The following is a 20,871-nucleotide window of genomic DNA, read 5'->3' as shown; positions in this document are numbered from 1 at the left end:
CTGAACTTATAGGCTCTGTTCACGATCAAAGGATGCTCACCTCCCCTTCTGATTTTGAATGTACTGCCGAATCTGGGTCTTTGTCTGTTCGCTAGCGGTTGCGACAAAATAAGAAGGGTTCCAGAGATGACCACCCCAGAGTTTCCCTTTTAACTCAGGGAACTCTTTAAATATCAATGTACCATATGTTAGCACCTTTTTGTGATTGAGTTACGATTATCCAGGGCCTATATGCAATCTGTATTTTGGCATATGTCGAATCGTTAACGTGATATGAAATCACGCCCGATTCGAAGCCGATTCATCTCATGATTGAAATCACAGGTGTTCTCGGCTACATGATAAAAGAGATTTTTATATTTCTTTTACGGCAAAAAACTCGACCACGTCATTAGGTCGAGTTTTTAAAATGATATTGCAGCCGACTCCTTTTAACTATAAATGCTGTCAATCTCCTGAATTTCAGCATCAGTTAAATTTACTTCCAACGTTTTAAGATTATTTAAGACTTGCTCAGGTCTTTTAGCTCCTGGAATGACTGTGTCAACAGCATCTCTTGTTAAGTACCATGCCAATACGATATGGGCAATATCCACACCCTTCGCGTCCGCTATTTTTCTAAGTTGCTCGACCTTCTCTAGATTTTGAATAAAGGCATCTCCTTGGAAGTGCGGCTTTCTTGAACGTGCATCTGTTATTTCGGAATTTTTATTAAATTTTCCAGTAAGCAAACCGGAAGCAAGTGGGAAATAAGGTACAAACGAAATATTCTTTTCCATCATATACGGGAAAAATTCTTTTTCTGCGGATCGATTTAATAAATTGTATTCTCCTTGATACACATCAACATAGCCGTTGACATTTGCTTCTTTTAACTGGTCCATGGAGAAATTAGACACGCCAATCGCACGAATTTTCCCTTGATCTTTAAGCTCTTTTAAAACACCAACCGCCTCTGCTTTAGGCGTATCTTCATCTGGAAAATGAATGTAATACAAATCAATATAATCGGTTTGCAGTCTGTTTAAACTATCTTCAACAGACCTTCTCAAAAAGTTGGGAGAATTATCAACAACTACATCCTCCCCTTCGAATCGATGTGCACCTTTTGTTGCAATTATCATCTTACTACGAGCACCCGATTCTTTTAACACTTCTCCGATAATTTCTTCCGATCTTCTAGGACCATATATAAAAGCGGTATCGAGAAAATCTAAACCACTTTCTATAGCCGTTCTAATAATATTTCTTCCAAGCTCGCCATCTAAATCCGGATTTAGTCGCGCTGCTCCAACTGCATTTGTACCGAGCCCGATCGGATTCACATATAAATCTGTTTTTCCAAGACGCACTTTTTGAGACATATGTATTCACTCCTTCTAATAATATTTCCCATCTATATGAGGTTCTACAATGATACGCAGATTCCTTTAAAGAACTCGTATATATTTCAATTCCTTCCAGGAATTTTCGTCATTTATACTGCCTTCAGAGCGGCGCCCGCGTTCATCTGCAGCTCATAATAAAATCCTTTTTGCTCCATAAGTTGATCGTGGTTGCCTCGTTCGAATATTTCGCCATCCTTAATAACGAGAATCATATCAGCTTCGCGGATCGTACTAAGCCTGTGAGCAATAACAAAACTTGTACGCCCCTTCATCAATGTTTTCATTGCTTCTTGAATTTGTCTTTCGGTTCTCGTATCTATACTGCTCGTTGCTTCATCAAGAATTAATATATCCGGGTCTGCCAATATGGCTCGTGCAATTGTAATAAGCTGTCGCTGACCTTGACTTAAATTGCCTCCATCTGCCGATAATTTTGATTGGTACCCTTCAGGAAGCTTACGAATAAAATTGTCAGCATTCGCCATTATTGCTGCATTCACCACATCTTCATCGGTTGCATCCAAACGCCCATAGCGGATATTGTCCATAACAGAGCCACTGAACAAAAAGGCATCTTGCAAAACGATCCCAATTCGTTTGCGCAAGCTATTCCGATCCCACACTTTTATATCCGTACCATCTACTTTAATGCTCCCATTATCAATATCATAAAAACGGGTAAGCAAGTTAACAATCGTTGTTTTTCCGGCACCAGTAGGACCGACAAGAGCAACGTTTTGCCCTTTTTCAGCAAAGAAAGAAATACTTCGCAATACCTCTTCATCTTCTTTCGAGTAAGAAAAAGAAACATTTTCAAACTCGATGGAATGCTGAATGGCTGGAAGAGAAGGTAACTTTTCATCTTTTTCATCCTCTTCTACCTCGTCCATTACTTCAAAAATCCGTTCCGCTCCGGCGATTGCAGACTGCAATAAATTAAACTGGTTCGCAAGCTCATTGATGGGCCTGCTAAACTGTCTTGAATAATTTAAAAATGCGACTACAATTCCGATTGTTACGATCTCATTAAGCGCCAACCATCCGCCAATTCCCGCGATGAGCGCAAAGCTTAAGTTATTCACAAAGTTCATGGAAGGCCCCATTACACCGGCAAAAATTTGTGCTTTTTTAGCAACATCCCGCAAAGCAACATTCTTTTCACGAAACTCCTCTAGGGCTTTTGCTTCCCTGCGATACACCTTGATTACTTTTTGCCCCGAGACCGTTTCTTCAATAAAACCATTCAATGAGCCTAATTCTTTTTGTTGATTGCTGAAAAATTTCCGTGTGAACTTAGCTATATTTTTTGTAATAAAAATAACGAGTGGAATGATGATCATACTGATTATTGTCAACCATACATCCATTACAAGCATAAAAATGACGACTCCAACTAGCGTCAGCACACTGTTAATAAATTGCGCCATGCTTTGATTGAGTGTATTCGAGACAGTATCCATATCATTCGTCGTCCTGCTCATCAATTCACCGTGTGCTGTTTTATCAAAATAAGGGATTGGGAGCTTCTGTAGTTTATCAAATAAATCTCGGCGCATCTCTCTGACCGTATTTTGGGAAACTCCAGCCATCACATGCATTTGAAGCCACGAAAAAACAGAACTTCCAACATATACAAAAAGCAAAGTAAGACATAGCAAAAGAAGTCCATTGTAATTACGTGGAATAATATACTTATCAATGGAGATCCCGATTAAATAAGGCCCCGTCAGCATGAGGACAGCACTAATGGCTGTAAAAATAGTAACTGCGATTAAGCCTGACTTTTGCTTGCTTAAGTAATGCCATATTCGTTTCAATGTTTCCTTTGTATTTTTAGCTTTTACAACAGGACCTGTTGGCATATGTCGTCCAGGACCACGATGAAAACCGGGAGGTGGCCCTGAGGCTTGAGTTCTTTCTTTAGAATTAGGCATGGAGTATTTCCTCCTTTCGCTGTTGAGATGCATAAATTTCTTGATAAATCCGGCTTTCTGAAAGCAATTGTTCATGCTTTCCTTCTGCCACAATTTCTCCGTTCTCTATCACGATAATGCGATCCGCATCTACAACAGACGAAATGCGCTGGGCAATAAAAATACATGTACTATCACTCCAATCGGACCGCAATGCCTTCTGAATAGCAATTTCCGTTTTAACGTCTACAGCACTTGTGCTATCGTCAAGGATTAGAACAGCAGGCTTTAATAAAAGAGCGCGAGCAATCGATATTCTTTGCTTTTGCCCTCCCGATAAATTGACTCCGCGTTGACCTAAAACAGTATCGTAGCCATTTGGCATTTTACTAATAAATTCATGGGCTTGCGCTGCCTTCGCCGCAGCAATTACTTCTTCCATCGAAGCGTCCGGCTTTCCAAAACTAATATTTTCATAGATGGTTCCGCTAAATAAAATGGTTTGCTGAAGCACGAGACCAATATGTTTCCTCAGTTCTTCAAATGGCAAATCCAACACATTTTTACCATCAAGCAAGACTGATCCCTCAGTCGGTTCATAAAGCCCCGGAATTAAGTGAATAAGCGATGACTTCCCTGTACCAGCTGCCCCCAAAATAGCAACTCTTTCACTTTGTTTCGCATTAAAACTAATATTCTTTAAAATAAGTTCCTGGTCTTCTTCATAGGCGAAAGAAACATTTCTGAATTCAATATTACCTTCAACATTTTTTAGTGGCTGTGCTGTCGGAGTTTGCTTTTCCGGCTCTATATTCAACACTTCATTGACACGGTCAGCAGAGGCTTTTGCCCGAGAAATAGACATCATGAGCATCCCCACCATTAAAAGAGAAAATAAAACTTGGGTGACATAGTTGATAAAAGCAACGAGATCGCCTACCGGGAGATGCCCAGCCCATGTTTGCCCTGCACCAAACCAAAGGATGGCCACAATCGATAAGTTCATGATCAACATCATAACTGGCATATTCAATGCCATAATTCGAAATGCTTTTACAGCGAAATCCGTATACTCTTTGTTTTGTTTATGAAATTTTTTACGTTCAAAATCTCCGCGGACGAATGCTTTAACTAGGCGCATCCCGCGTAAATTTTCCTGCAAAACATTATTGACTCCATCAAGCCTTGCCTGCACTTTTGAAAACATTGGGAATGCATAGCGGATGAGCAAATATAATGCAGTGAAAAGCAACGGCATTGACACGACTAAAATCAATGCAAGCTTCGGACTAATAATAATGACCATAATGGTGCTTCCGATGATTAACAAAGGAGCCCGAACGAATATCTTTAAGAGCATTTCTACAAATAATTGAAGCTGTGTTACGTCATTCGTCAGTCTTGTGACTAGCTGACCTCCAGAAAAGCGATCTAATTGTTTAAAGGTAAAGGTTTGAACACGTTTATATAAATCTTCGCGTACGTCTGCGGCAAAATAAACGGAAGCAAAACTCGCAAAAAACGTACATCCGACGCCGCCCAAAAGCCCAATAAAGGCAATAAGCAGCATCCAAGCTCCCGTCGACTGAACAAGTGATAAATTCCCTTCCATGATTCCTTCATCAATAATGCTCGCCATTAACCTTGGCTGCAATAAATCCATACAAACCTCAAGCACCATCAAAAGCGGGGCTAATAACACGAATAGCCAATGCTTCTTTAAATAAGGGCTTAGCTTTCTCACATTTATTTCCCTCCAATAACATTCTATTTATATAGCGAACCTAAGTATTAATGATCATTACTTCTTTTCTTCAAATGCGGCTGAAAGGTTTGCCTTAAATCTTTCTAACAGCTCCACTACTACTTTTTGTTCTTCTTTACTAAACTTCGAAAAAGGATCCGAAAGCAATTCAACACCAGCAGTTGAAATCGTTTCTAAATGCTTTTTTCCTTCATCACTCAACATGACAATCTTCGTACGACCATCCTGTGGATCCGTCGTCCTTTGCACGAGCCCAGCAAGCTCCATTCGATCAATCATTTGTGACATCGAACTAGAACGAACTTCCAATTTTTCAGCCAATTCCCCAATCGTGCACGCCTTTTTCCAAAGATGGCGTAAAATAAACCACTGAGTCTTCGTAATTCCTTGTGGGGATGCTTGATCCCGTACATTACGCTTTAACATTCTTCCCACATATTGAACCGCGTCTATAAAACGTTCTAAATTTTCAGTCTCTTCCACTTACATTCACCTCATTTGAAAAAGATTATATAGCTATCCTAAATAAAAAGCAAGCGTTTTCTCACTAAGATTTACACGATTATATTTGCTTTGTTGACAAGCTTATGTGGGTTTTGTGTATCACCTACATAAGCTTATCAATCATCTACTTTTCATTATGCCTGTACAACGAAACTACTTTTCCTCCACCTAACAAAATCCAACTATCAAACTCACGTTTTCCTTCATATAATTGGATCACCCGTGCACCGCGCTCCAAATCTCCATACACATTATATCCACCAACACGTCCGTAGCATAATGACAGCCCAAACAGTTCTCCGCAAAAATCATTGTCGTGATCATGGCCGACAAACGTTCCCATCACATCTCCTGCTTCAAGCATGGCAGCAAATAGACCGCTATTAATATTAGGTGAGCAAATCGCTTCGTTCTTAATTCCTGATATTTTCCCTACACTAAAAACATCTTTATACTCGGGTAATGGGATATGAAAAAAAGCTAAGGCCGGAAGTCGCTTTTCGTTTGCTCTTGCATACTTATTAGATTCTTCAACAAACCAATTGATTTGATCAAGGTGTATCCATTCGTATCCGCTCATATTTTTGGGGGCATAGGAACCCGAATCCAAGAAATATAAGATAGCCTCCATTTTGGGAATCTTTGCTGATTGAATAGGGAGAGAGTAATTACCTACACCGTGTATACTGGACGGACCTGCCTGAGCCAAAGAATTTGGATAATCCTTTTGAATAGAAAATAACTCCGTCCGTGTGATATTAGCTTCTGAATCATGGTTTCCATACACAACAGCAAAAGGAATATTCCACTTATTGATATGATTAAGCACTCTCCTATACGATATTTCAGGATGGTCCACGCCTTCACTCCATATTAAATCACCCGTAATGGCAATTAGATCAGGCCTTTCTGCTTCAATAAGCTCATCAATTAACTGAAATGTTTTTATATCCTCTGCATTTTCTATATCTCCACCAATATGTAAATCTGTCAATTGAAGGATTTTAAATGTACCATCATCGTTAAACTTCAATTGTTCTCGCATTGTTGTTCCCCCTCATATTTAAATTTCTGCCCTTTGCAAAGATGCATTCTCCGACTTTTGTCTTCGCTGCTCCTTCATCCAAAAGAGAAATGCCATGAACAATAGCAAACTTGTAAACCAATACAACCAAGGAAGACCAATAAAATCTATAACGAAGAAGCTTAGCAGCGGCCCCACCGCTGCTCCAAGGTCGACAAATAAAGTGTAATAAGTCATCGTTTTAATTGATAGTGGTCCATTAGCTAAGTCAGCAGCCAAAGAGTCACTCGTCGTAATCAAAAAGGTACAGACCATTTGGAAAGCGAAAACCATCACAAATAATAGAAAATAATTCTCCAAAAACGGAATGCTTGCCAGAAATAGGGTTCCGCCTAATAAAGCTATCATTAAAAGCGGAATTCTCCCATATTTCAGATCAGACCATTTTCCGATAGCTGGCGCTAAGAAAGGATCCATTCCCATTTTTACCGATTGAATCAATCCCGCAATGGCCGCTGCACCAATGGACATTCCCAAAACAGATATGTTTCCTTCCATATGAAATTCTATTAATTTACTAATTGTAGTAAAAAACACTCCATACACTACGAATGCAACAAATAGTCCATTGAGTAATACTTTTCTATGTTGAGCACTTCCCATAATAGAACCTGCTTGCTTCTCTTCGGAGTATTCTGCATTCGACCTACTAGGAATAAATTTAATCGCCATCGGTATAGTCAAAACAGTCAAAGCTGCAAACCCTGTTGTGATGTACATAATACCGATCAAATCGCTTAATAAGCCGCCGATCAACATTCCGAACAAAGTGCCTAATCCCCATAGCCCATTGTATAATCCGATTAATTGTCCTCTTGTTTTGCTTTCACTACTTGAAATAACAGTTAAATATCCTCCAAGCCGTAAAAAGGACCATGCAATGCCCCATAATATGCGCATCAACAAAAGAATCCAAAAACCTTTTAATACCCCATATGAATATGTTGATAAAGCGGCGAGAATAATGGCGAGCAAAACACCCGATCTCTTACTTATTTTATGATAGCACCAGCCAACGACAGAATTAATTGGAATTCTTACAAAACGATTAATCGAAAGTAGTACCCCCACTTGCCATAATGACTCTAATCCAAAGAACTTCCAATAGATTGGAAGTACAATGAATAACATTTCATTGCCTAATAAACTGATTGCAGTGATTAAGGCAATGGTAATGACTGGCCCTTTCTTCGAAACCTGCTCTGGCATTATGTTAATATCCTTCTCTCTATTTGGATTTTGACTGTCTTAATGATGGACAAACTATATGTTTTATTCTCCATTATTCATCGATTTAGCATCGCGTCATTCTGCTATTTTTAATAATATAGAACCAAATTTTTCTTTCCATACTACTACTTATCGAAAGATGATAGAATGGGATAATAACGCTTAAGGGGAAGATCCTTTGTTACGGAAATGGAACATTAGACAACACGTGAAAAAAGGGACAATCTATGTATTTATTACAATTTTGCCAGCCATTATCATTAGTTATATTTTAACGGAGCAAGAATTAGACAAAATTAACGATAAATATCAAAGTAAATCCCACCAAATTGCCAAAATTCATTCTACCAATTTAAATAATTTTATAGGTGAAACAGTTGGAAGATTAGAAATGTTGGCCACATTAATCAATACCCAACATGACGACTTGGACAGTATTAATGAAATATTAAAGGAAACACATAAAAAAGATGATCGTTTTTCGGGTCTCTATTTAGTTGATCCTAAAGGGGATCTAATTGTAAGCTCTAATCCTTTAAATCATTATGTTAATGTTAGTGATCGCGATTATTTTCAAGAATCATTAAAATCTGGAAAAACGACATTCTCGAAAACACATATCGGCAGAGTTATGAAGAGATCCATCATAACCGCAGCCACTCCAATTAATGGAGATTCGAATACAAAAGGCGTGCTGCTTGTCAGCATCAGAATAGATGAATTGAAAAAATCCATTCAAAGTATAATAAAAGATGAAATTATCATTGTTACAGATGAATCCGAGAAAACAGTAATTAAAACAGATACACCGATACCGGGGGAACTTTACACCTCTTATAGTATTGACCTTTCGCAACTACCTTGGACAATAACGGCAAAAGTCCTACAAAAAGAAGCGGGTTCATATTGGAAAATCTTTTTTTATCATTTTGTTATAATGATAGTTCTCCTAAATTTAGTATATTTACTCATACATTACTTTTTACTGCATAAAAAGGAAAAAAAAGAAAAAGCACAAATTGAACATCAAAAAATCGAGTTGTTAGGGAAGTTGGCTGCCAGCACAGCTCATGAAATCAGAAACCCCCTAACAGGAATAAAAGGACTTATCTCGTTATTAAGCGAAGAAAATCATGATCAAAAAGCTCAATTTTACTATGATGTTATTCAAAATGAAATTTCTCGAATCAATGCGATTGTCAGTGAATTGCTGTTGCTCGGACGCCCTACAGCTTATACGTTTGAAGTTTGCGATACAAACAACATCTTACGTGAGATCAAACCTATTATACAATCGGAAGCCAATTACATGAATGTTGAAATATCCATAAAGTATTCTAAACACGAGCTGCCGATATTGTGTGTTAAAGACCAAATAAAACAAGTATTGCTGAATCTCACTAAAAACTCTTTACATGCTATGGAGCAAGGCGGCGATTTATCCATTGCGCTAGAAAAGATTCAAGATGGCTGTGTTATTCAAGTAATTGACAATGGAAAAGGCATTCCTAGAGACAAACTAGATCAAGTTTTCAATCCATTCTTTACGATGGAGGAAGAAGGGTCTGGATTAGGATTAACAGTATGTAAAAGGATTATAGATTCCCATAAAGGAACTATTGCAATCGAAAGCACCTTAAACAAAGGGACGAAAGTGGAGATTAGCATACCCCTGCATAGTACGGAAAAATAAGGAATGGAATCATCCACTCCTTATTTTTCTATTTGTTTTTCAAAAATAAAAATAACTTCATCTGGATTATGCTTTAATCTCAATTCTTCTTGAACTTTTTTACCTATCATATAGTCGCTGATTTTTACTCTTTCGAATTCCTCATGGTTAGCATTTTTAGCTACTAATTCATAAGGTTCGAAACCATTTTCAACATAAAACTTCTCCACTTTTAAGTCATCTGCCGAACCAAGATTAATTTTCTTACCGCCTAAATATCGAATGGTTTTTTTCAAATTCCTCAATCAATCTTGAGCCAATTCCCTTCCTGCCGTATCCTTTTTTGACATCTAAATTTACTGCGATTCCTTGCAAATGTATTGCTCGTTCATCTTTTCTCGAAGGACTTCCATAACACACTCCAACTAATTCCTCGTCATCCATTGCAATGAGGTACAAGCCCGGATTACTTTCGACTCTTTTTAAAAAAACGTTGAAGCTTTCGTTATCTAGATATTCACATTGAAAGAGATGGGCTTTTATTTAATTTTCCTTTTCAAACGTTTGGATTACTAGATTCGTAATCATTTACCTCTTACGTTTTATTTTCAAGAAACAATCTGGACCTATGCTTCCTCTTAATAGGAAAATCAGTGGATTGAGTATTTCTTCATTGATTTAAAGCCTGTTAGCCTTTAAAATCTAGCATCTGGTCTATGACGTACTACATCGGAAGTTGCTAGATGGAAAGTCAATAAACGATCTTTCATTTCTGCTAAAACATCTGCTAGCTCGGGATCGTTTATTCGGTTATTCACTTCATGAGGATCGGCATTCAAATCATACAATTCATCTTGTTCATATAATCGTTGAACATATTTATAATCTTTCGTTCTGCACATAATGGCTTTCGTATGCTCAGGCCCATCGCTTCTTTGCCATTTCAGCCGCGGATAATATAGGGCTCCTGGCTGCTGTTGATCGGTTGCTTCCAATTCCATACAATGCGTCTCACCATGTAGCCGACCTCCCTCAGAAAATACAGCATCCCGATGGTCCGTCACGTTTCCAGCAATGATAGGCAACAAAGATTTACCAAAATGAGTATGCTCTGGCACAATCCCTAATAAATCTTCGACAGTTGCCGGGAAATCAATTAATTCTACGAGTGCATCACGTACGCCCGGCTCAACCGGAATATTTGCAGGCGGTTTTACAATAAACGGCACATTCGTTAAACAATCTTCAAAGGTGTTTTGATTTTTCTCCGCTAAATTAAAATCACCTGTGTAATCTCCATGATCAGAAAAGAAAAAGACTGCAGTATCATCATATATTCCTGCTTCTTTAAGTGCTTCCATAACAAGGCCAAACTGGTGATCTACTCGGGCGCACATTCCGTAATAAGTAGCTCTTAATTCAGCCCAGTTCTCTTCTGGCCACGATTCCAGATCTTGGACTTCGGCAATTCCTTTCAACATGCTTGCTTTTCCTTCAAAGTCTTTAGGAGGCTTCACTCTTTCTGGAAGTTTGCTGCGATCAATCATGCTAAACCAAGGTTCCTCGACTGCATACGGCGGATGCGGATACAAAATTGGCAGATAAATACATAGTGGCTTATCTTTTGGCGCATTTTTTATCCGCTCAATCGCACCATAAATATATCCCCAATCATTTTCAGCAAACCCTTTTAAACCGTGGTCATCATCTACCTTCCCACCAAAAAAGGAATAGTAGCCGGGTCTATCGGATTCGCCGCGCCAATTCATATTATATGTAGACTTCGTTTCGGGAGGTTCCGGTTCATATTTTTCATCACAGTACTCGGAGAAATCAGCATCATTTGGAATCAAATCATTTTTACCGCCCCACCATACGTGATACCCCTTCTTTTTCAACGTCCGTAATAAAACTGGATCTCCTGGCTGCATCATATGAAAAATAGTCCGGTTCCCTTTAATATGTGGATACCAACCACTCATAAATGAACAGCGGCTCGGTGTACAAACTGGATTTTGGCAGAAGGCACGTTCAAACGATACCGCTTCCGTTTCAACTAAGCGATCAAGATTAGGTGTGACAGCAGCTTGATTGCCTAGATGACCCATCACATCTCCTCGCCATTGATCCGGATTAAAAATAATGATATGTGGTAGTTTTTGTCTCATCTTTTTCCCTCCAATATTCCTATTTCAAACTTTCCACTAATAGATGAATACCCGTGAAAAGAAGGATGATATACGTAAATATTCGGAATACATGTTGATTTATTTTTGCGAATAAAAGTTGCCCTAAATATAGACCTCCGACAACAAACGGCAATGCATAACCACTCGATATCCATATTGTTTTATTCGTTCCTGCAAAAGTCGCTTGAATCAATAAACTGAAGAAATAGATAAATAAATAAAATGCTAATGTCGTAGCCCGCAGTTTTTCCTTCTTGGAATTTATTCCTGAAAAATATAGCAATAAAGGCGGTCCCGGCATCCCAATACTTGTTGTAAGGAGTCCCGATAAGCTTCCAGCAGTTAAATCTCTTCCTTTCGTCTGCCTGATCCTCACATTAAAAATCAATAATAACGTTAATAAAAGAATAATAATGCTAATAGCAAGCCTTAATTTATTCATATCCAATAATAAAAAGATAACCATTCCAAGCGGAAGACCGATAACGCTTCCAATTACTAATCGTTTTAATGCCTCAAAATCAATATCCTTACGAATCTTGTAAATTAACGCACACGAAATGACTAAAGATAAAATAAGATTGATTTGAATGGCTTCCCTCGCGTCAAAAATCAATAGAAGGAATGGTGTAGCCAATATAGAAAAGCCAAATCCTGTGCTAGTTTGCAAAATAGAAGCGACTAAGATGATCACGATAAAAATGAATACTGTTTCCAAACGAGCACCTTCTTTACTTTCTTGTGTCCCTTATTATACCACTTTGAAATTGTAGACGATTATGAATTTTTCTATTTTCGGTACATAATAATTGACCTAATGTCCGTCTTGTGGCTTATAGTAGTAGGGAGAACAAGTTTAAGGGGGATTTTTCGTGAAGTACTTTCCAATTAAGAACACTAGTTTAAACGTTTCCAATATCATCATGGGGAATATGAGGATTACACAGCTTTCTCTTTCTGAAATTGAAAATTTAATCCGTACTGCGATGGAAGAAGGTATCAATTTCTTTGATCATGCCGATATTTACGGCGGCGGAAAATGTGAGGAATTGTTTGCCGATGCAATTCAAATGAATTCTAGCATCCGCGAAAAGATGATTTTACAAAGCAAGTGTGGAATTAATACGAAAGACAACTATTTTAATTTTTCAAAAGAGCATATCCTCCAATCGGTTGATGGTATTTTACAGCGCTTAAAAACGGATTATCTCGATATCTTACTACTTCACCGCCCCGATCCGTTAATGGAGCCTGAAGAAGTAGCAGAAGCTTTTGATGAACTGCATAATAGCGGGAAAGTAAGGTATTTTGGGGTTTCGAATCATAACCCTTTACAGATCGAATTACTGCAAAAATATGTTTCTCATAAATTAGTTGTAAACCAGCTTCAACTTAGCATTGCACATACTCCTATGATTGACTCAGGTATAGCATTGAATATGAATATTGACCAATCGATTAATCGCGATAGCAGTATTCTAGAATACAGCCGACTGCATGATATTACGATTCAAGCATGGTCCCCTTATCAAACTGGATTCTTTAAAGGACCATTTTTAGGTGATACTGAAAACTACCCTGAATTAAATGAAGTAATTGATACAATTGCCGAGAAGTACGAAGTGACCAATACGGCAATAGCGACTGCATGGATTACACGTCATCCCGCTAATATTCAAGTTGTACTTGGAACGACAAATGTAGAGCGTTTAAGTGATGCTTGTAAAGGCTCTGAAATTTCACTCACAAGAGATGAATGGTATCAGATTTACAAGGTTGCAGGGAATATTGTTCCTTAAAATGAATACTTATGCAAAAAGAGTCCGCTTTGGAGCCGTTTAAGCTACAAGCGAACTCTTTTTTAAGAATTTCCTTTTGGAAATTTCGTGACTATAATAGAGTATTAAACTTTCTATTAGGAGTTTCTATCAGACACTCTATTAGGTGATAGCTGAACCGCACAATCGCTTTAATAACTTTCATATTTTTTAAAAAGAAAAACGGTTAAAGCAAAGATACATAGTATGATGGCGATGCTAGAAAACATCATTATTCCAAACGCCTCTCCCCATGTACCTGATTCTAAATAGGAGCTAGCATGGTTCAATGCATTCGAAGGGCTCCATCCCATGAATTTAGGGAAAAGTGATCCGAATAAGGCGATAGAAGCTACAGTTAAAAGGCTAACTCCTGCAACCCCGCCAACTTTTTTAAATAGAGTCCCGCCAAATAGCGTGATTGTTAGTGTGAATAGAATCCATATACTATACACTCCTAAGCTTGCTGCGAAACGCTTTACCTCAACTCCATCGAATAAAAGATTCGTATAATAATATGACAGTCCATAGCCAATGATAAATGAAGATATTAGAATAATGGCATTTGCTGCCCATTTGCTGGCAATATATTGATAAGCTTGAACAGGGCGCGCCATCACTAAGGACAATGCACCGCTATTTCTTTCGTGAACAATACTCCCCATCACACTTAGAACGAAAATTGCAGTACCAACTGTTCCGAGCTGTGATAAGGTTCCCGCCAACACTTCAGCTCCCGTTGGAATTGGAATTTGAATGACAGTTCCATCTGGCAGATTGCCCGCCATATCCAAAATTTGCGGCATATAATATGAACTAATCGGCTGAGAAATAGCTAATACACTGAGTACGATTGGCAGCCAAATTAACTTTTTATCTCTCCACGCCTCTAATAATTCCTTATTTAATAAAGTCATGAATGTACTCATTGATTCACCACCTCCATATATGCATCTTCTAATGTATGATTTTTCATTTCAAAGCGGTTGATTGTCATGTTATTCGTTATACAATCTTCCAGCAGTCGGTTTCTGCTTGCTTCATGTAATTTTATTTCCGCCGTCGTTTGAGAAATTAAAATAAATTCCTTAATATACGTTTTCGATTTTAACCAATCCTCAAGCTTTTCTTCGGTAGCTAAGATAAATGTCTCTTCTGTTTTTCTTTTTCGCAAATCATCTAAAGAACCAGCCCATTTCACTGTTCCTTCTTTCAGCATAATGATGTGGTCACATACTTGTTCTGCATCATGTAAAACATGAGTAGAAAACAATATGGCCATTTTCTTTTTGAGTTCCATCATCATTTGAAGAACATCTCGTCGTCCTGACGGATCAAGAGCGGATACTGGTTCATCCAAAATGAGAAGTTTCGGATCATGGAGCATCGCTTGAGCGAGTCCCAATCTTTGTTTCATTCCTCCTGAGAAACCCCCGATTCGCTTATTTTTGGCATCTTCCAATCCTACAAAAGAAAGCATTTCATTGCTTTTATTCTGCAATTCTTTTTTAGAGAGATTGGAGAGTTTCCCAGCAAAGTGTAAATACTCTGTTGCTGTCATCCAAGAGAAAAAAGCCGGATACTGTGGTAAAAATCCTATTTCTTGTCGATTAATCGTAGTTCCACCTTGAAAAACTATTTTTCCAGACGTAGGAGTTAACAATCCAGATAGCATGCTCAAGGTTGTCGTTTTTCCTGATCCATTCGGACCTAGAAGCGCAACACATTGATTGTGCTCAATGTTTAATGTCAATTCTTTAACCGCTAGATGATCTTTATACTTTTTAGATAATTTATCTACTTTTAATAGCATTTTCCATTCTCCGATCAATATTTTTTCTTGCCGATGATAAAATACAGAACTGGTCCCACAATATTCAATCCGACAATAATTACAATCCATAACCACTTAGGACCGTTTGTCTCTTCCTTAATACAGCTCGTGATTGCAAAGGCCATCAGAATTAGTTGCAAAATGATTAGTGGTGCGATGAGTTCCCATGGAATAGACATATTATTGTTCCTCCATTCTTAATTTTTTTCGATAAGGTCGTATTACGATGAAATAATAAAAAATAGTTGGAAGCGGAAATTGGATTAATCCCCACATACCCCATAGCCAAGCAAGTGCTCCTTTTTTTTTGGCGTCAATAAATAGCAATATACTTTGGACAAGTAAAATTGGAGATGCAAACAATAGGATAATCAAATGTTCAGAATCCATTGCCCCCCACCCCATTTCTCTTTTTTTTACGCCGGCTTTCGGCAATTAAAATGGTTGGCAAGAAGACGAAAGCTAGACCTTGAACCCAAGAAAAAATAGGTGGCATTTTAAGTGAAAATACGATATAGGAGCTTAATATAATGAACGCCGTGACAAGAAAAGTGACCAATTCTCGTTTAAAAGCCTTTTTTTGCCGAGCTTTAAATTCATTTAAAGTATTCAACACTTGAAATTGTTGAGGTACTTTTGGTTCATACACATCATCCAACACATCCATATCCTTTTTAAAACGGTTCAGCCATTCACCTTCGTTATCTTTCTTCATCACGACCACTCCTTTCGAATTCGTTTTATACCGTTATGCACACGTGTCTTGACCGTTCCTTCTTTTATATTTAGCATTGATGCAATCTCGGGATATGTAAAACCATAATAATGTCTTAGCAAAATGGGAGCACGAATATCTGGATCTAGCTCAGCAAACTGACTCATATAGTCGGTCCAATCGTGACCACTTATCGAAACATCCCACTTCACTTTGCGAAGAACATCCTCTCTTGCCTTCTCAAAACGTTTCCGTTCCCGCTTTACTTTTCGTTGGTGATCAATATAAACGCGTGAGGCAATGGAGATCAGCCAAGTTGAAAATTTGGATTCGCCTTTAAAATTTGTAAGATGGATATACGCTTTTAGCATCGTTTCCTGGGTTAGATCTTCCGTTAGGCTAGGATCGAGGCTGAGCTTAATTAAATATTTATATAAAAACATGTAATGGTTTTGGAAAAGCATCGTAAATGCCTCATCATTTCCTTTCTTCGCTAATACAATTAACTTTCTCTCTTCCACCTGATCCAACGAAAGACGAACCCCCTCTCTGTTTGCTCTATTGATATGACGAAAGATTTATTAGAACCGTTCATTTGTTTTTGAATATTTTTTAATGACTACTTTTTCAAACCTATACTTTGAACATATTTCACAAAGGAATAGGTCTTCTGCAAACTTCCTGGCCGTGGTTTAGTATTTTCGTTAAATCCAAGTTTTCTATCTTCCTTTACTTGTTTTAACAGGCTTAACCAACGGGAATCTAAATTCTTAGCAGCCCAATCTAAACAATGAGCTATAGAGGTCACTTCGCCAGTTTTTATTGTATAAAGCATTCTACAGGCTGTTGTAACAATATATCTTTGACCCCAGGCGATTGCGGGTGGCATCCAACTATGTGTATCTTCAACAATATTGACTAGTAACTTTTTTGCTTCACCCGTCATTTTTTCTTTAGGTATTGAATCCACTAAACTTTTTGGATCAGGCCCAATTAATGTGATTCCCTTTTCTCTTAAAGACCATCTTGCCCAACAATTATTACAATGGGCATCCCACTGCATTTCTCTCCAACCATGATCTATATACAGCCATTTCGCATCCGATTTTTCTAAGGTCTTGAATTCTGAGGCAATTGGATATGAGCCTTCTAAATGTTTTGTCCAATGTCCTTTTCGGGTAGGAATTTCATCATGTAATTCTCGTAACTCCTTTTCCTGATAGTCAGTTAATTGTTCTTTATTAATATTTTGAAAACAAAAAAACCCTTTAGATAATCATATCTAAAGGGACAAAGCTGTGCATCCTACACCTATCTTATTTTATTTCTAACCAACGGTATCACATATTAACCAATAGAAACCATACGCTCAATGGCAAGCTTTGCCCGATCGGCAGTATCGGCAGGGACAGTGATCACATGTTTATTTTCTTTTAGAGCTGCTAGAACCTTTTCCAGCGTGATCATTTTCATGAAAGGACAAACTGCTTCTGGATTAGCTGGGACGAATCGCTTTTCGGGATTTTGTTTTTCCATCTGATGAATGATCCCTACTTCGGTTGCAACGATGAATTCATCCGCCTGTGACACTTTAGAGTGCTTTAACATATTGCCTGTTGATAGAATATGAGTTTTATCTTTTGGTAGAATACCTTCAGATTTTAAATACATGCTGGATGTAGAACAGCCACATTCTGGGTGGACAAGCAATTCCGCTTCTGGATGTTGTGTCAATACATTCTCTACTTGATATGGAGCAATTCCTGCGTGTACGTGGCATTCTCCCATCCAAATATACATGTTTTCACGACCTGTTTCATTCTTCACAAAGTTTCCAAGGAACATATCTGGTAAAAATAAAATCTCTTTATCTGGCGGGATGGATCGAACTATATCCACTGCATTAGATGAAGTACAGCAATAATCACTTTCTGCCTTTACCTCTGCGGTTGTATTTACATAAGCAACGACTACGGCATCTGGATGCTCCGCTTTCCACTCACGAAGTTGGTCCGCTGTGATAGAATCAGCTAAAGAGCAGCCCGCTTCAAGATCTGGAAGAAGCACCGTTTTTTCCGGGTTCAACATTGCTGCCGTTTCTGCCATAAAGTGAACCCCGCAGAACACAATCGTATCTGCTGTGGTATCCACGGCAGCCCTAGCAAGAGCAAGAGAATCACCTAAAACATCTGCAATATCTTGAATTTCTGGTAGTTGGTAATTGTGTGCAAGAAGAATGGCATTACGCTTTTTCTTCCATTCTTGAATTTCCTCCACTAAGCGGTTTTTTATTTCTGTAACAGTCATTTTGTATGCTCCTTCCCCTCATTAAGAATTGATATATTAACCGAGTACGACTTTCACACTGACATCCAGCGCCTTAAAAGAATGAGTCAAAAAGCCGAGCGAAATATAATGAACACCACAATCTCGATATGAGTCCAAATCACTTAATGCGATTCCGCCTGAAGCTTCTGTAATCGTATGGTTGGGCACCAATTTGATTAATTCTTTTATTTCAGCAGGAGTACGGTTATCGAACATAATCACATCCGCACCTGCTTCCACCGCCTCAATGACTTGTTCTTTTGACTCTGTTTCCACTTCAATTTTGACCATATGCCCTAATTGCTCGCGCACTAATTCAACCGCACGTTTGATGGAACCAGCAAATGATATATGGTTGTCTTTAATCATAACTCCGTCATAAAGGCCAAAACGATGATTATATCCCCCTCCGCAGCGTACCGCATACTTTTCAAGCATCCGAAGTCCAGGCGTTGTCTTTCTAGTATCACAAATCCTTGTATAAGAGCAATCCAGTGTCTCTACTGCTTTACGAGTTAAAGTCGCAATTCCACTCATGCGTTGAACGAGGTTCAAAATGACCCTTTCTCCCTTTAAAAGGGTGGAAACTTCTCCGGAAACAACTCCTAGCTGCTCCCCTATCTCAATTGAATCACCATCTTTCACATGCAAATCGATAACAATATCAGGGTTCAGCAAATTAAATCCAGTTTTAATAATATCTTCTCCGCAAAAAACCCCTTTTTCCTTTGCTAAAAAAACAATTTTTCCATTTGTATCATCGGTAAAAATTAAGTCGGTTGTGACATCCTGTTCGCCAATGTCTTCAATAAAAAATTGCTCAATTAATGAGCGCAGCTTTAACTTGTTCATAAACGATCGCCCCTTCCTCCTGCCGCTTTTGAATAACCACTTTCTTCAACCAGTTATCATTATCTTCATACGGGAAATCATTTCTAAAGTGGCCTCCCCGGCTTTCCGTTCTCTTTAATGACGCTACTGTCACAAGGTACGCATTGATATACATAAATATTGTTGTAAGATCTTGTATTGAATAAGAATCAAGGTCTGTAATATCATTTACATTTAACTTCTGTAACCAATTTTTATGTTTTTCTAAAAGTTCTTTAGAACGGACTATCCCGACTCGTTTCATCATCAACCTCTTTAAAAGTTGAACATCCGGTAGCATAACCTTTTTTTCGTGAACGGGACGAAAAAATTGATTTAGCTTTGGAATGGAATACTCTTTTAAATTTGCATTAATCCATTGTGAGAGCTTTCTCCCTTGATAAAGACCTTCCAGCAAGGAGTTGCTCGCCAAGCGATTTGCGCCATGCAGCCCTGTGCATGCAGCTTCTCCGATAGCATATAAGCCACTTAACGAGGTACGGCCTATTGCATCCGTTTTGATTCCCCCCATTAAAAAATGACTGCCTGGAACAACTGGAATTCTCCCATCCTTAACGTTAATTCCACTTTTCCAACAAATAGCTGTAATCTGCGGGAACCTTTTCTCGAACTTTTTTATATTCCGTATGTCTAAATATATTTCATGTCCATTTTCTATATAGTCAAAAATAGTTTGAGACACAACATGTCTTGGAGCAAGATCCTTTAGCGGATGAACTCCATCCATAATAGACATTCCATCCTGGCTTACTAAAATTCCCCCTTCCCCTCTAACCGCCTCCGAAATTAAACCTTTTGCTTCTCCATCTTTATACAAGAGAGTCGGGTGAAATTGAATAAATTCCATATCAACAATTTCTACGCCAGCTAAATAGGCCATCGCAATTCCATCCCCCGTGATCGTTGGGGCACTTGACGTAAAGGGAAATAATTGGCCATTTCCTCCGGTTGCGAGAATCACAGCGCTTCCAAAAAAACAGCAAATATCGCCTTCTTGATTTTTGGTTTTTACACCGATGCATTGTTTCAGCTGATCATCAATGATTAATTCATAAGCAAAAACATTTTCTTCCACATTAATATTTTCTGTTAATCTACTCATTAAGTACTCTATTACATTTCTTCCTGTCGCATCACCACCGCTATGGACAATTCTTTTTTCGCTATGGGCTCCTTCAAGTCCGAGTTCCAATTGTCCATTTGCAGCTTTATCAAAAATATTACTTCGTTTAGAGAAATCTTCTATTAATTCAGGTGCTTCGTTCAATATTTCACGAACTATTTCATCATCATTATGAAGCCTTCCAGCCTCAAGAGTATCCTTAATGTGTTTCGAAGGATCATCATAAATTCCAAGTGCAGCAGCAATCCCCCCTTGTGCCAAATAAGAATTTGCATTCTCTATGGCCGACTTTGTTAGGATTTTCACATTTTTGTCTTTACTAAGCAAAGTCGCTAGCTGTAAAGCGGCTACTCCGCTGCCGATGATAAGCACATCACTTATTTTCATTATGAAAGCCTCCGGTGTTTACAGGTGTCTT

At 38.3% G+C, this 20,871-nt stretch carries 22 protein-coding genes and 1 pseudogene; 2 read left to right on the top strand and 21 right to left on the bottom strand.

Going from position 1 to position 20,871, the window contains the following annotated elements:
- Positions 1 to 36 precede the first annotated feature (36 nt).
- From KHA96_RS09785 to KHA96_RS09755, 7 genes and pseudogenes are all read right to left on the bottom strand, one after another.
- Positions 37 to 177: pseudogene (locus tag KHA96_RS09785) on the bottom strand (transposase); the annotation flags it as partial.
- A 254-nt stretch (positions 178 to 431) separates the two neighbouring features.
- Positions 432 to 1,364, bottom strand: coding sequence for an aldo/keto reductase (locus KHA96_RS09780; RefSeq protein WP_213129120.1), 933 nt, complete (start codon positions 1,362 to 1,364; stop codon positions 432 to 434).
- A gap of 113 nt (positions 1,365 to 1,477) precedes the next feature.
- On the bottom strand, positions 1,478 to 3,322 hold the full coding sequence (locus tag KHA96_RS09775; protein ID WP_213129119.1) for an ABC transporter ATP-binding protein: 1,845 nt from the start codon (positions 3,320 to 3,322) through the stop codon (positions 1,478 to 1,480).
- Positions 3,315 to 5,045 carry an ABC transporter ATP-binding protein gene (locus KHA96_RS09770; protein ID WP_213129118.1) on the bottom strand — a complete coding sequence of 577 codons (1,731 nt, stop codon included), beginning with the start codon at positions 5,043 to 5,045 and terminating at the stop codon, positions 3,315 to 3,317. The genes KHA96_RS09775 and KHA96_RS09770 overlap by 8 nt, the downstream gene beginning before the upstream one ends.
- A gap of 57 nt (positions 5,046 to 5,102) precedes the next feature.
- Complete coding sequence (locus tag KHA96_RS09765; RefSeq protein WP_213129117.1) at positions 5,103 to 5,549, bottom strand: MarR family winged helix-turn-helix transcriptional regulator; 447 nt, start codon at positions 5,547 to 5,549, stop codon at positions 5,103 to 5,105.
- Between the two features lie 145 nt (positions 5,550 to 5,694).
- Positions 5,695 to 6,615, bottom strand: coding sequence for a metallophosphoesterase family protein (locus KHA96_RS09760; RefSeq protein WP_213129116.1), 921 nt, complete (start codon positions 6,613 to 6,615; stop codon positions 5,695 to 5,697).
- An 18-nt stretch (positions 6,616 to 6,633) separates the two neighbouring features.
- Positions 6,634 to 7,863 (bottom strand): MFS transporter, encoded by a 1,230-nt coding sequence (locus KHA96_RS09755; RefSeq protein ID WP_213129115.1) that lies wholly within the window; start codon positions 7,861 to 7,863, stop codon positions 6,634 to 6,636.
- Between the two features lie 199 nt (positions 7,864 to 8,062).
- Here KHA96_RS09755 and KHA96_RS09750 point away from each other — a divergent pair, with 199 nt between their 5' ends.
- Positions 8,063 to 9,577 (top strand): ATP-binding protein, encoded by a 1,515-nt coding sequence (locus KHA96_RS09750; protein WP_213129114.1) that lies wholly within the window; start codon positions 8,063 to 8,065, stop codon positions 9,575 to 9,577.
- Between the two features lie 20 nt (positions 9,578 to 9,597).
- Here the strand turns inward: KHA96_RS09750 and KHA96_RS09745 are convergent, their stop codons facing one another.
- From KHA96_RS09745 to KHA96_RS09730, 4 genes are all read right to left on the bottom strand, one after another.
- Positions 9,598 to 9,852, bottom strand: coding sequence for a hypothetical protein (locus KHA96_RS09745; RefSeq protein WP_213129113.1), 255 nt, complete (start codon positions 9,850 to 9,852; stop codon positions 9,598 to 9,600).
- Complete coding sequence (locus tag KHA96_RS09740) at positions 9,821 to 10,000, bottom strand: GNAT family N-acetyltransferase (protein WP_249315438.1); 180 nt, start codon at positions 9,998 to 10,000, stop codon at positions 9,821 to 9,823. Before KHA96_RS09740 ends, KHA96_RS09745 begins: the two co-directional genes overlap by 32 nt.
- 251 nt (positions 10,001 to 10,251) lie before the next feature.
- Positions 10,252 to 11,724 (bottom strand): sulfatase family protein, encoded by a 1,473-nt coding sequence (locus tag KHA96_RS09735; RefSeq protein WP_213129111.1) that lies wholly within the window; start codon positions 11,722 to 11,724, stop codon positions 10,252 to 10,254.
- A gap of 19 nt (positions 11,725 to 11,743) precedes the next feature.
- Entirely contained in the window at positions 11,744 to 12,463 is a 720-nt protein-coding gene (locus KHA96_RS09730; protein ID WP_213129110.1) for a sulfite exporter TauE/SafE family protein, read from the bottom strand.
- A gap of 154 nt (positions 12,464 to 12,617) precedes the next feature.
- Between KHA96_RS09730 and KHA96_RS09725 the strand changes: the two genes are divergently transcribed.
- Positions 12,618 to 13,544: an aldo/keto reductase gene (locus KHA96_RS09725; RefSeq protein ID WP_213129109.1), complete on the top strand. Its 927-nt coding sequence runs from the start codon at positions 12,618 to 12,620 to the stop codon at positions 13,542 to 13,544.
- Between the two features lie 170 nt (positions 13,545 to 13,714).
- On the opposite strand, the gene KHA96_RS09720 is transcribed toward KHA96_RS09725, so the two are convergent.
- From KHA96_RS09720 to nadB, 10 genes are all read right to left on the bottom strand, one after another.
- On the bottom strand, positions 13,715 to 14,491 hold the full coding sequence (locus KHA96_RS09720; RefSeq protein ID WP_213129108.1) for an ABC transporter permease: 777 nt from the start codon (positions 14,489 to 14,491) through the stop codon (positions 13,715 to 13,717).
- Positions 14,488 to 15,375 carry an ABC transporter ATP-binding protein gene (locus KHA96_RS09715; protein WP_213129107.1) on the bottom strand — a complete coding sequence of 296 codons (888 nt, stop codon included), beginning with the start codon at positions 15,373 to 15,375 and terminating at the stop codon, positions 14,488 to 14,490. Before KHA96_RS09715 ends, KHA96_RS09720 begins: the two co-directional genes overlap by 4 nt.
- A 14-nt stretch (positions 15,376 to 15,389) precedes the next feature.
- Entirely contained in the window at positions 15,390 to 15,575 is a 186-nt protein-coding gene (locus KHA96_RS09710; protein WP_213129106.1) for a PLDc N-terminal domain-containing protein, read from the bottom strand.
- Between the two features lies 1 nt (position 15,576).
- Complete coding sequence (locus KHA96_RS09705) at positions 15,577 to 15,786, bottom strand: transcriptional regulator (protein WP_213129105.1); 210 nt, start codon at positions 15,784 to 15,786, stop codon at positions 15,577 to 15,579.
- A complete protein-coding gene (locus KHA96_RS09700) occupies positions 15,776 to 16,111 on the bottom strand; it encodes a YxlC family protein (protein ID WP_213129104.1) in 336 nt (111 codons plus the stop codon). The genes KHA96_RS09705 and KHA96_RS09700 overlap by 11 nt, the downstream gene beginning before the upstream one ends.
- Complete coding sequence (sigY, locus tag KHA96_RS09695; RefSeq protein ID WP_213129103.1) at positions 16,111 to 16,641, bottom strand: RNA polymerase sigma factor SigY; 531 nt, start codon at positions 16,639 to 16,641, stop codon at positions 16,111 to 16,113. The genes KHA96_RS09700 and sigY overlap by 1 nt, the downstream gene beginning before the upstream one ends.
- An 89-nt stretch (positions 16,642 to 16,730) precedes the next feature.
- A complete protein-coding gene (locus KHA96_RS09690) occupies positions 16,731 to 17,174 on the bottom strand; it encodes an aminoglycoside adenylyltransferase domain-containing protein (protein ID WP_213129102.1) in 444 nt (147 codons plus the stop codon).
- Between the two features lie 284 nt (positions 17,175 to 17,458).
- On the bottom strand, positions 17,459 to 18,418 hold the full coding sequence (nadA, locus tag KHA96_RS09685) for a quinolinate synthase NadA (protein WP_213129101.1): 960 nt from the start codon (positions 18,416 to 18,418) through the stop codon (positions 17,459 to 17,461).
- Between the two features lie 36 nt (positions 18,419 to 18,454).
- Positions 18,455 to 19,291 carry a carboxylating nicotinate-nucleotide diphosphorylase gene (gene nadC / locus KHA96_RS09680; protein WP_213129100.1) on the bottom strand — a complete coding sequence of 279 codons (837 nt, stop codon included), beginning with the start codon at positions 19,289 to 19,291 and terminating at the stop codon, positions 18,455 to 18,457.
- Positions 19,260 to 20,840, bottom strand: coding sequence for an L-aspartate oxidase (gene nadB / locus KHA96_RS09675; protein WP_213129099.1), 1,581 nt, complete (start codon positions 20,838 to 20,840; stop codon positions 19,260 to 19,262). The genes nadC and nadB overlap by 32 nt, the downstream gene beginning before the upstream one ends.
- Positions 20,841 to 20,871 lie beyond the last annotated feature (31 nt).

The sequence above is a fragment of the Bacillus sp. FJAT-49711 genome (assembly GCF_018343715.1).
Taxonomy (GTDB): domain Bacteria; phylum Bacillota; class Bacilli; order Bacillales; family Bacillaceae_C; genus Lederbergia.
This window is presented reverse-complemented; position numbering and strand designations above follow the sequence as displayed.

What these genes read in the sequence shown, in the direction of transcription:
- KHA96_RS09780 (WP_213129120.1), bottom strand. Translation starts at nt 1,364, where the DNA reads ATGTCTCAAAAAGTGCGTCTTGGAAAAACAGATTTATATGTGAATCCG.
- KHA96_RS09775 (WP_213129119.1), bottom strand. Translation starts at nt 3,322, where the DNA reads ATGCCTAATTCTAAAGAAAGAACTCAAGCCTCAGGGCCACCTCCCGGT.
- KHA96_RS09760 (WP_213129116.1), bottom strand. Translation starts at nt 6,615, where the DNA reads ATGCGAGAACAATTGAAGTTTAACGATGATGGTACATTTAAAATCCTT.
- KHA96_RS09755 (WP_213129115.1), bottom strand. Translation starts at nt 7,863, where the DNA reads ATGCCAGAGCAGGTTTCGAAGAAAGGGCCAGTCATTACCATTGCCTTA.
- KHA96_RS09740 (WP_249315438.1), bottom strand. Translation starts at nt 10,000, where the DNA reads ATGGATGACGAGGAATTAGTTGGAGTGTGTTATGGAAGTCCTTCGAGA.
- KHA96_RS09735 (WP_213129111.1), bottom strand. Translation starts at nt 11,724, where the DNA reads ATGAGACAAAAACTACCACATATCATTATTTTTAATCCGGATCAATGG.
- KHA96_RS09720 (WP_213129108.1), bottom strand. Translation starts at nt 14,491, where the DNA reads ATGAGTACATTCATGACTTTATTAAATAAGGAATTATTAGAGGCGTGG.
- KHA96_RS09715 (WP_213129107.1), bottom strand. Translation starts at nt 15,375, where the DNA reads ATGCTATTAAAAGTAGATAAATTATCTAAAAAGTATAAAGATCATCTA.
- KHA96_RS09710 (WP_213129106.1), bottom strand. Translation starts at nt 15,575, where the DNA reads ATGTCTATTCCATGGGAACTCATCGCACCACTAATCATTTTGCAACTA.
- KHA96_RS09705 (WP_213129105.1), bottom strand. Translation starts at nt 15,786, where the DNA reads ATGGATTCTGAACATTTGATTATCCTATTGTTTGCATCTCCAATTTTA.
- KHA96_RS09700 (WP_213129104.1), bottom strand. Translation starts at nt 16,111, where the DNA reads ATGAAGAAAGATAACGAAGGTGAATGGCTGAACCGTTTTAAAAAGGAT.
- KHA96_RS09690 (WP_213129102.1), bottom strand. Translation starts at nt 17,174, where the DNA reads ATGCAGTGGGATGCCCATTGTAATAATTGTTGGGCAAGATGGTCTTTA.
- nadA (WP_213129101.1), bottom strand. Translation starts at nt 18,418, where the DNA reads ATGACTGTTACAGAAATAAAAAACCGCTTAGTGGAGGAAATTCAAGAA.
- nadC (WP_213129100.1), bottom strand. Translation starts at nt 19,291, where the DNA reads ATGAACAAGTTAAAGCTGCGCTCATTAATTGAGCAATTTTTTATTGAA.
- nadB (WP_213129099.1), bottom strand. Translation starts at nt 20,840, where the DNA reads ATGAAAATAAGTGATGTGCTTATCATCGGCAGCGGAGTAGCCGCTTTA.